We start from the raw sequence: 9,627 nt of genomic DNA, 5'->3' as shown, positions 1-9,627 counted from the left end.
CCAGAGGCTCCTGGCAGGGCGGTTGTTTTGGTCGACTTCGCATCTACCAGGAGCCTCGTCGCGTCACCGGCCGACTCAGTCCACCGCAACCACCTTGTGACCAGCACGATCAAGATGGAAAAGGCTCAGTCCAGCGGCATTCGGCCGTGCTACTGCTTCGCCTGGCCAACGTCGAGTCCGAACACCACAGAGATCGCCGCCAGTGCCTACCACTACTGGACGAGGCCCGACCCGCCACCCTCGTTGGCAAACGGCTGGCGTCTCACCAAGCCCAGTTCGTGATTGCCGACGTGGTGAGCCCGGCAGTGGTCAAGCGGCCGTCGATCACATTGGGGTGGTGTCGAACCGCCTGGACCGGCCCTTGGTCATGCCGGTGAGGCGGTCGAGGTCGTTGACCAGGAAGGCGGCCATAGAGCATTTCACCAATGACCACACGTTCTCGGCGCGGGTTGAAGGCGAGGTTGTACGGCTCACGTCATGAGGTCAAGCCCCTGACCAGCGCTAACTCATGCACTAATTCAAGTAGCGGGCGGCCTGTCTGCCGCCGCCGGAAGGAGCAGAGCGGCACGGAGGCGATGAGTACCTGATCCTCCACACCTATCGTGTCAACCTGTCGGCCGCCGATGCCCTCCGCGCGTCTCATAGATGTCGTATGTACAGGCCCAGCGGACGGGAGCAGGATGGAGCCGAGAAGCGCAGGAGCAATGGGGCTGGACTTCCCCTATGGACTCTCGACGATGTGTTACATCGAGGTCCGTAGCGACGGCACAGTCACCTATGGCAGGGACGCCGGGACCTATCAGCGTGCCCGCGACGGAGAGTCGAGGCTCTTCGCGGCCTGGCCGGGGAAGTGGAAGAGCGCCCTGTTCGTCATCGATGATCTTGATCAGTACGCAAAGGCGTTCGGCATCGTCCATGACGAGGAGCGGACCGGGCTCAGCGAGCATGCTCACGAGGTGAGGTGGGCGATCGATCGTTTCGCGGGCGACTCGGCCGGAGCGTGGATCGGGATCAACGTGTGGCTCGACTGTGGCTGCGAGATTCGAGATCTCCGAACGTTCGCCGCGCAGATGCGAGAGCAGCGGGGCTGGGACATCGCCACCAGCCGCGGCTGGGGCAGCAGCACCAGTGGGGACGGCAGAGTGCGCAAGTACTCCGTACGCGCCCGTCGCAACAGCCTCACGTAGCGGGCTCGACCCGAGACGATCCGCGAAAGTGGGCCTGCTCTGGCAGTGCCCGGACGAAGCACAGGACGGAGCCGCGGATCTGAACCTGGGCGGCGAGAATAGTGCTGGTGAGGGCCGTCCTGCGCTCGCAGGCGCGGACGGGTGGCGGGTAAAAGATCTTGAGGCCGGTCTCCTAGGTGGAGAACCGGCCTCTGATCTGGCGGTTTCTGTCGGGGTGGCGGGATTTGAACCCACGACCTCTTCGTCCCGAACGAAGCGCGCTGCCAAGCTGCGCTACACCCCGGTGGTGGCTGCCCGGGAGTCGTACGTGCCTCCCGGCGCCTCGACCACTTTAGCGGATGCTTGGGGGTGGTGCGTCCTCAATATCGGTGGGCTTCCGGGCTGTGAAGCCGGTCACGGCGCCGCTGGTGGTGAGGCGGATGTCGGTGAGGCCTGCGGTGGTGAGCCATTGGTGCAGCTCGGACGGGGTGCCGGTGGGGCCGAAGAAGGTGCGGCGGCGCATGAGGGCGATCAGGGCGTCGTAGCGGCGGCCGGCGCCTCGGACGAGCGTGGTGCCGCGGAGGGTTCCGCCGGGACGGAGGACGCGGGCCAGTTCGTGGACGGCTCGGCGCGGGTCTGGGAGGCAATGGAGGCCGTTGTAGGTGACGCAGGTGTCGAAGGTGGACGAGAGGAAAGGGAGGTTGTTGATGTCGGCCTGAACCAGCGGGACCAGCGGGACCAGCGGGGCCCTTTTGCGGCGGGTGCGGTGGAGCATCGTCCGGGAGAGGTCGGCGGCGACGTGGCGGGGATTGCCGCGGATGGCGATTCCGCCGCCGCAGGGGATGTCGAGGGTGGTGTTGTCCTCCAGGGCGCCGATGCTGCGCCAGAGGTGGCGGATGTCATAGCCCCACAGGAGCCGGGCGCCCAGCCGGGAGATCGTGGGGTCGTTGACGGCGAAGTCGTAGATCGCGGCCTGGACGCGGTCGGACTTCCAGCGCTCGCGGACGTCCATTACCGGGGGACGAGGGTGAGGAGGGACGCCTCGGGAGGGCAGCAGAAGCGCATGGGGGCGGTGGGGGACGTGCCGAGGCCGGCGGAGACGTGCAGCCAGGAGCCGCGGTGGCGGTGCAGGCCCTTCACGCGGGGACGGTCGATGCCGCAGTTGGTGGCGAGGGCGCCGTAGAAGGGGACGCAGACCTGGCCGCCGTGGGTGTGGCCGGCGAGGAGCAGGTCGTAGCCGTCGGCGGTGAAGCGGTCCATGTTGCGGGGCTCGGGAGAGTGCATGACGCCGAGGTGGACGTCGGCTCGGGGGTCGACCGGGCCCGCGATCCGGTCGTAGCGGTCGCGGTTGATGTGGGAGTCGTCGATGCCGCCGAACTCCACGTCGAGCTCGCCCACCTTGAGACGTCCGATGCGGTTGTTAAGGTCGAGCCAGCCGGCGGCTTGGAGGGACGAGCCGAGCTCGCGGTAGGGCAGGTCGGGCTCGCGGCGCCGCTTGGTGTAGTCGGAGCGGCTCGTCCTCCAGATGTAGCGGAGGGGGTTCTTGAAGATCGGCGAATAGAGGTCGTTGGAGCCGTAGACGAACACGCCGGGACGGTCGAGGAGGGGCCCGAGGGCGTCCAGGAAGGGGCCGATCGCGTCGCGGTGGGACAGCGTGTCACCGGTGTTGACGACGAGGTCGGGTTCGAGGGCGTCCAGCGAGCGGACCCAGTGGATGAGGCGGGACCGGCCGGGGGTGAGGTGCGCGTCCGAGATGTGCAGGATCTTCACCGGGGGACGGCCGGGCGGCAGCACCGGCACGTCGAAGCGGCGGAGGCGGAACCAGTTCCGCTCGATCACCGAGGCGTACCCGAAGGTCGCGGCGCCCGCGCCCAAGAGGCCGAGGGGCACGGCGTAGATCTTTCGCACGGTTCTCCCTTCTCAGGTCTCCATGCTTCCAGACACGGGCACCGTGCGGTAATCCTGATGAGGCTTCAGGTCTCGTACGGGCATGATGTGACCATGAGCGCCCTGAAGGAAAAGCTGGAGACCGATCTCACCGTCGCGATGAAGGCGCGGGACGAGCTGCGCACCCGGACCTTGCGGATGGCCCTCACCGCGGTGAAGAACGAGGAGGTCGCCGGCAAGCAGTCCCGCGAGCTGTCGGACGACGACGTCGTCCGGGTGCTCGCCCGGGAGGCGAAGAAGCGCCGGGAGGCCGCGACCGCGTTCGGCGACGCTGGGCGGGACGAGCAGGCGCGGGCGGAGCGGGACGAGGGCGCGGTGCTGGAGGAGTATCTTCCCGCGCAGCTGGGCGAGGAGGAGCTGGCCGCGCTGGTGGCGGACGCGATCGCCGCGACGGGCGCCTCGGGGCCGCGGGCGATGGGCCAGGTCATGAAGGTGGTGAACCCGAAGATCGCCGGACGGGCCGAGGGCGGACGGGTCGCCGCCGAGGTCAAGCGGCAGCTCACCACCTGAGAGCCGAAGGGCCCGGCGGGTGCCGGGCCCTTCGGTTGTCCTCAGTCGTCCCAGGGCCAGCCGGTGCCGGGGTTGTCGTGGTCCCCGCCTCCGCGGTCCTTCTTCTTGCCGTTGCTCACATAGATGATCACGGTGGTGCCGGGCGGGACCTCCGTGCCCGCGTCCGGCGAGGTGGAGACCACCGTCCCCTTCGGCTGGTCGGAGTCGACGGAGCCGGGCGCGACCTGGGCCTTGAGGTCGGCGTCCCTGATCTTGGCGATGGCCGCGGCGACCGTGGCGCCCTTCACCTTCGGGACGTTGGTGGTGTCGCCGAAGTCCCGGGACGGGGTGTTGAAGCCGGGTGCGGGCTTGCCGGCCAGCGCGTTTCGCATGCTCTGCGACCACATGGTGAGCGGCTGGTCGGCGCCGAAGGAGCCGTACACGCGGTACTGGCTCGGGCCGCGGAAGTCCCAGTAGGCGGTGGCGGCGGCCAGGTTGGGGGTGTGGCCGGCGAAGACGGCGCACATGTGCTCTTCGCAGGTGCCGGTCTTGCCGGCGGCCGGACGGCCGATGCCGCCGAGCCGCTTGGCCGTGCCCTTGGTGAGGACGCCCTGGAGGATCGAGTTGACCTTGTCGGCGACGGCCTCGTCGACGGCCTGGTGGCAGTCCTGCTTGGGCAGCTTGACCTTCTTGCCCTCGGGGTCGACGACCTCGGTGACCGAGAGGGGGGCGCAGTACTTGCCGCGCGCCGCGAACCCGGCGTAGGCGGCGGCGAGGTGCACCATGTCGATCTCGTTGACGCCGAGGACCTGCGACGGCACCTCCAGGAACGGGCGTCCGTCCGAGCGCTTCATCCCGAACTTCTGCGCCATCTTGATGGAGTTGCAGAGCCCGACGCGCTTTTCGAGCTGTGCGTAGAAGGTGTTGACCGAGTGCCAGGTGCCGGTCTTGAGGTTGTAGCCGCCCGCCTCGGCGGGGTCGGAGTTGCTGGGGCTCCACGGCGCGGTGCCGCGGCCCTTGCAGTCGGTGAGGCCCGTGACCGTGGTGCTGTTGCCGGAATTGATCGTCGTGCTGACCGGGACGCCCTCGTCGAGCGCCGCGGCCAGCGTGAAGATCTTGAACGTGGAGCCGGCGGAGACGCCGCTGCCGCCGCCGTGGGCGCCGTCCGCGGGGAGGTTGATGGTCGTCTTGCCCTTGCCGGCGCCGAACCGCTTGCTCAGGCCGATGGCCCGGATCTTCCCGGTGCCGGGCTCCACCATCGCCTCCGCGCCGACCCGGGTGCCGCCGGGCGCGACCGTGCTGCGCAGTGCGCGGTCGACGGCGCGCTGGTCGTCCATGTCGAGGGTGGTGCGAATGGTGTAGCCGCCGCGATTGAGTTTGTTGACGACGTCCTGCTGCTGCTTCGGCTTCAGCTGCCAGTACTTCCCGTTCGACAGGATGTTGAGCATGTCGTACTTCACGTACTCGCAGAAGTACGGCGCCTTGCTCGACTCGCAGCCGCCGACCGGGTCGGTGCGGTTCAGCTGGATCGGCTTGGCGGCCTCCTGGTCGGCCTGCGGCTTGCTGATGTGCCCGAGCTGCGCCATCCGGTACAGGACGACGTCGCGCCGCTTGCGCGCGTCGATCGGGTTGCGGATGGGATCGAAGGCGTTGGGGTTCTGGGTGATCCCGGCGAGCAGCGCGGCCTCGCCCAGCTTGAGCTTGGCGGCGGGCTTGCTGAAGTAGCGCTTGGACGCGGCCTGCACGCCGTACGCGCCGGCGCTGAAGTAGGCCACATTCATGTAGCCCTCAAGGATCTGGTCCTTCGTCAGCCGCTGCTCGATGTCGAGCGCGTAGCGCAGCTCGCGCAGCTTGCGGCCGACGGTGGGCGCGGTGACCTCGCGGTACTCCTCCTGCGTCTTGGCACTGTCCACCAGCAGGTTCTTGACATACTGCTGGGTGAGCGTCGAGCCGCCCTGCGTCTGCTCGGACTCGACGTTGGACGCCAGCGCGCGGATGGTGCCCTTCAGGTCGAGCGCCCCGTGTTCGTAGAAGCGCGAGTCCTCGATGTCGACCATCGCCTGCCGCATGATGGGCGCGACCTGGTCGAGCCGCACGGACTCGCGGTACTTGTCGAAGAACGTGGCGACCTGCTTGCCGTTGACGTCGTACATCACCGTCTTCTCGGACGGCGGTGTCGTCTTCAGCTCGCCTTCCATGTCCTCGAAGTTGTTCGCGGCATCGCGCGCGGTCAGCCCCGCGCTGCCGACGCCGGGCAGCGCGATGAAGGCGACCAGCACGCCTGCGACGACACCTGCCCCCAGCAGACGGAACAGCGTGGAGAGCGGGCTCCCCCGGTCCTCATTCTCATCCAGCACGGATCTAGAGTACGCGGGACGACCAGTGCATTCGGGACAGGTCCCCCCGTCCCTCGCGTCCGAGGGGGGCTGGACGTCCGTTCTGTCCCCATCGTGACAACCTGAGCCATGTCTGGCGCGTCAACTACAGGTAACTAGTCCGTTCCGGCGGTATGGCCCCGGTGGGCTATATCGAGAATGGGCCCATCGGGGACTGTTGAATCGTCCCTCGCTTCCGTAAGTTCTTCCCCACGGCTTTCGTTTGGCGGCCTGACGTCCGCGCCCGTCTGGCCAAGGAGCGCAAATCGACACAGACCCTAGGGGAGTGGGGCCAAGATGTGGATCACGGATTGGACCGCCCGCGCCGCCTGCCGTAACGCGGATCCGGACGCCCTGTTCGTCCAGGGAGCGGCGCAGAATCGAGCCAAGCTCATCTGCCGTGGCTGCCCTGTGCGCACGGAGTGTCTCGCCGACGCCCTCGACAACCGGATCGAGTTCGGTGTCTGGGGCGGGATGACCGAGCGGGAGCGTCGAGCCCTGCTGCGGCGCCGGCCGGATGTGCAATCGTGGCGCGAGCTGCTGGAGACCGCCAAGGAAGAGTACGAGCGGTCGGTCGATGTCGACGAGGAAGAACTCGTCGCGAGCTGACCCGCCGCGAGGCGGTTGTGGGCCGATCCCGAGAGGCCCGTCCGGCAGAGGTCCAAGGACCGGCACGGTCTTGATATGCGCGGTTGCGGGCCCGCACCAGTTCAGGTGCGGGCCTGTAGCCGCGCCATCGCTGCGTGGCGCATGGTCACCACCCGACACCGCACCGTGCGACGCGCCGTCACGCGGTTTGTGCTGCGGCGCGTTTCGTCTTATCGGACGGTCCGTAACTCGCCGCGCTGATGGGGCGTATTGCCGTCGCGTCCCGGATGAACATCACCGCCCGCGTCAATGCGCCATGCGTTGATCAGCTCGCCGCAATCGCATTCCCGCACGTCAAGGCAGCGCCGCGTCCCAGCAGTGCCTCGGCGGCACGGCGCGCATCGGCGAACAGCGCCACGTCCAGCAGTGTCTCGGCGGCACCGCGCGCATCGGAGAACGGCCGCGTGGCGTTCATGGACCTGGACAGGGCCGCGGCTCCCTCGAAGAGCACGGCGAGCCGCCGTCCAAGCGCGCACAGATCGAATGCGCCAACCTCCGCGGCAGCCACGGCGGCCACGACAGCCGCGGCAGCCGCGCTGGCCTCCGCGGCAGCCGCGACGAGCCGCTCGGCGAACGCCTCCTCGTGCCTCGCCACCAGCGCACGGACAGGCGTCGCCATGTCGGAAATCTCAACGGCAACGCGCCCATTGAGGAGATCGTCCGCGACCTGGTCCGCGCCGGTAAGCTCGTCCACGCCGGGCTGTCGAACTTCCCCGTCCGGCGCGTCTCCCGCGCGGTCGCGCTGGCGGACCTGCGGGCCTGCGGGCTTGCGCGGATGGTCGCCCATCATCGCGATCCAGCACGAATACAACCTCGCCGAGCCGACCGCCGACCGCGAGGTGCTCCCCATGGCCGAAGCACTCGGACTGGGTACGACGCTCTGGCCGCCCCCTTGGAGGCGGCCTGCTGACCGGTAAGCACCAAAGGGGCGAGGAGGGACGGCTGACCACCTGGAAGCGGGTCGTCCAGCGGGAGGACCCCGCACACAAGACGGCGATCGTGGACGAACTGCTCGCCGTCGCGTCCGAGACGGACCTTCCTCCGGCGCAGAACGCGATGGCCCGGCTACGGGAACGCGTAACCCGTTCCACGACCCCGACCGTGCCCATCACCGGCCCTCGAAGCATGGAGCAGTACCTCGCGCCCCTGCACGTCCAACTGGCCCCAGAGCACTATGAGCGGCTCACCACGTCCAGCGACATCGCGCTAGGCCAACCCCACGAGGCGATCGTCGCTCAACACAAGACCCTTCCAGGCGGCCACGCCACCACCCTTCCGCACCCCACCCAGCACCCAGCCCACGGCCTAACCCGGCCACCCACACACACGCGTCACATGCGACCATCGCCCACCTGGGCACCCTGGACTTCGTCGCCACCCGCGAAAACGTGGTGTTCCGCAGCTCGCCCGGCACCGGCAAGACCCACCTGTCGATCGGGCTAGGCATCCGCGCCTGCCAGGCAGGAGACCGTGTCGCGTTCGCCACCGTCGCCGGGTGGGTCGCCCGCCTGGCCGACGCGCACGCCGCCGGACGGCTACAGGACGAGTTCACCAAGCTTGCCCGCAACCCGTCCTGATCGTCGATGAGGTCGGCTACATCCCTTCGAGGCCGAGGCCGCCAACCTGTTCTTCCAGCTGGCTTCGTCCAGTTACGAACGCGCCTCGCTGATCATGACCAGCAACAAACCGTTCGGAAAAGCGTGCATGTCCGCGTGAACCTGTGGGAGATGCTGCCGAAACAGCACGGGTTCAGGAGTGCGTGACGAAGGCGCGAACGTCGGAGGCAAGGGCAGCGAGCTCTTCACCAGCCTCGATCCAGGTCGTCAGCGTTGCCTGCCATGAGTCGGCGCGGGTCAGCCAGCGCTGGAGGGTCCAGCCCAGCGATACGTGGCCGCCGGATTGGAAGGCCGCGTTGAGGGTGAGGTGGTTGATGCGCCAGGTGCGCTGGCCGGTCCAGCCGCGGAAGTCGGCGACCAGACCATCCAGGAAATCTGCCAAAGTCTCGTCGTCCCAGACCGACAGGGTGAGGTCATCGAACCTCGCGTGGAGCCCGTCTCCTCGCATCTCCACGGCGAGATAGGTCTCGTACTCCTCGGCGAACTGTCGATCGAAGAATCGGATTATGGATTCGGGGTCTTCGCTGCAGCGGACGGTCAACTCCGGTTGGTCAGCGTCATCGGCGCTCAGATAGGCCACGGCCGGAGGATAGTCGCGAGCCACCTGGTCAGGGCGCGTGGGAACTCGGGAGGCGATTCTCGTCGACACGGTCGGCGAGATAGATCATGACGCTCTCGGGCGGTCACTCCGGAGGCGGCGGCGACAAGCTTGGGGTCGAGGGGCGCTGACCAGGTCGACCAGGCGGGCGGAGCATGCGGGGCGGGACGCCGCAGGGCTTCAGGACATGGCTGATATAAGCGCCGGAGGCAGGCCGAATGCCGACTTCGTAAAGCGGTGCACGTCCGGAAGGCCCGCTCGACGCCTCCTGCTCTTCGCCAACCAGCCCATCCCGCAACACTCCAGGTTGTTGGTGTGCGGCGCACCATCGTCCCTTGGGCCTCGAAGCGTCCATCGCCGTGCCGCACGCTATCCGCCGCCGTGCCGCACGCTATCCGCCGTGCCGGGCGCTATCCGCAGCACTTGCTGTGCCGCACGCCGTCCTCGCCGCCACGGGCGATACGGAGGACTAGCAGGCCGTGCCGCGCTCGGCAGGACAGCGCACACCTTCCTGCTGGCCTGCAGCAGTGGGCGGCGCGTAGCGCTCGCGCGCAAGCCAACGCCTTACCGCGCGCCGTTGGACACCACATGAGGTGCGCCGCGATCGGGGACCGAGTGTGTGCACCCGGTGGTGTCAGAGACGCAGTTGGCCACTCTCACACTTATCCACAGAACCTGGTTCCACTTCCCTGCTCAGGACGGCTGCCTGAGCATAGAGACAGCGCATCCATCCCAGGTGAGAGGCAGGTGTGTTTCCTTGACTCGGATCAAGCGGCGGTGGTCGGGGT

At 68.1% G+C, this 9,627-nt stretch carries 8 protein-coding genes, 1 tRNA gene and 2 pseudogenes; 5 read left to right on the top strand and 6 right to left on the bottom strand.

Annotated features, from left to right (window positions below):
* Nucleotides 1-704: 704 nt before the first annotated feature.
* Nucleotides 705-1,187: a hypothetical protein gene (locus tag E1298_RS39310; protein WP_207945104.1), complete on the top strand. Its 483-nt coding sequence runs from the start codon at nt 705-707 to the stop codon at nt 1,185-1,187.
* 209 nt (nt 1,188-1,396) lie between these two features.
* On the opposite strand, the gene E1298_RS39305 is transcribed toward E1298_RS39310, so the two are convergent.
* From E1298_RS39305 to E1298_RS39295, 3 genes are all read right to left on the bottom strand, one after another.
* Nucleotides 1,397-1,470 (bottom strand) — tRNA-Pro (locus E1298_RS39305).
* A 48-nt stretch (nt 1,471-1,518) separates the two neighbouring features.
* Complete coding sequence (locus E1298_RS39300) at nt 1,519-2,178, bottom strand: class I SAM-dependent methyltransferase (RefSeq protein WP_131902465.1); 660 nt, start codon at nt 2,176-2,178, stop codon at nt 1,519-1,521.
* Entirely contained in the window at nt 2,178-3,074 is an 897-nt protein-coding gene (locus E1298_RS39295; RefSeq protein WP_131902464.1) for a metallophosphoesterase, read from the bottom strand. Before E1298_RS39295 ends, E1298_RS39300 begins: the two co-directional genes overlap by 1 nt.
* 93 nt (nt 3,075-3,167) lie before the next feature.
* Between E1298_RS39295 and E1298_RS39290 the strand changes: the two genes are divergently transcribed.
* Complete coding sequence (locus tag E1298_RS39290; RefSeq protein WP_131902463.1) at nt 3,168-3,623, top strand: GatB/YqeY domain-containing protein; 456 nt, start codon at nt 3,168-3,170, stop codon at nt 3,621-3,623.
* A gap of 41 nt (nt 3,624-3,664) precedes the next feature.
* Here E1298_RS39290 and E1298_RS39285 read toward each other — a convergent pair whose 3' ends face one another.
* A complete protein-coding gene (locus tag E1298_RS39285; protein WP_131902462.1) occupies nt 3,665-5,959 on the bottom strand; it encodes a penicillin-binding protein in 2,295 nt (764 codons plus the stop codon).
* Between the two features lie 315 nt (nt 5,960-6,274).
* Here E1298_RS39285 and E1298_RS39280 point away from each other — a divergent pair, with 315 nt between their 5' ends.
* Complete coding sequence (locus tag E1298_RS39280) at nt 6,275-6,586, top strand: WhiB family transcriptional regulator (RefSeq protein WP_131755019.1); 312 nt, start codon at nt 6,275-6,277, stop codon at nt 6,584-6,586.
* A 304-nt stretch (nt 6,587-6,890) separates the two neighbouring features.
* Here the strand turns inward: E1298_RS39280 and E1298_RS39275 are convergent, their stop codons facing one another.
* On the bottom strand, nt 6,891-7,475 hold the full coding sequence (locus tag E1298_RS39275) for a hypothetical protein (protein WP_131902461.1): 585 nt from the start codon (nt 7,473-7,475) through the stop codon (nt 6,891-6,893).
* 487 nt (nt 7,476-7,962) lie between these two features.
* Between E1298_RS39275 and E1298_RS51385 the strand changes: the two are divergent.
* Both E1298_RS51385 and E1298_RS52015 read left to right on the top strand, forming a co-directional pair.
* A pseudogene (locus tag E1298_RS51385) lies at nt 7,963-8,202 on the top strand (ATP-binding protein); the annotation flags it as partial.
* 31 nt (nt 8,203-8,233) lie between these two features.
* Nucleotides 8,234-8,341 (top strand): annotated as a pseudogene (locus E1298_RS52015) (hypothetical protein); the annotation flags it as partial.
* Between the two features lie 33 nt (nt 8,342-8,374).
* Here the strand turns inward: E1298_RS52015 and E1298_RS39265 are convergent.
* Nucleotides 8,375-8,821 carry a DUF6228 family protein gene (locus tag E1298_RS39265; protein WP_207945103.1) on the bottom strand — a complete coding sequence of 149 codons (447 nt, stop codon included), beginning with the start codon at nt 8,819-8,821 and terminating at the stop codon, nt 8,375-8,377.
* Nucleotides 8,822-9,627 lie beyond the last annotated feature (806 nt).

The organism is Actinomadura rubrisoli, from assembly GCF_004349215.1.
Taxonomy (GTDB): Bacteria; Actinomycetota; Actinomycetes; order Streptosporangiales; family Streptosporangiaceae; genus Spirillospora; species Spirillospora rubrisoli.
This window is presented reverse-complemented; position numbering and strand designations above follow the sequence as displayed.

What these genes read in the sequence shown, in the direction of transcription:
- E1298_RS39310 (WP_207945104.1), top strand. Translation starts at nt 705, where the DNA reads ATGGGGCTGGACTTCCCCTATGGACTCTCGACGATGTGTTACATCGAG.
- E1298_RS39300 (WP_131902465.1), bottom strand. Translation starts at nt 2,178, where the DNA reads ATGGACGTCCGCGAGCGCTGGAAGTCCGACCGCGTCCAGGCCGCGATC.
- E1298_RS39290 (WP_131902463.1), top strand. Translation starts at nt 3,168, where the DNA reads ATGAGCGCCCTGAAGGAAAAGCTGGAGACCGATCTCACCGTCGCGATG.
- E1298_RS39280 (WP_131755019.1), top strand. Translation starts at nt 6,275, where the DNA reads ATGTGGATCACGGATTGGACCGCCCGCGCCGCCTGCCGTAACGCGGAT.
- E1298_RS39275 (WP_131902461.1), bottom strand. Translation starts at nt 7,475, where the DNA reads ATGGGGAGCACCTCGCGGTCGGCGGTCGGCTCGGCGAGGTTGTATTCG.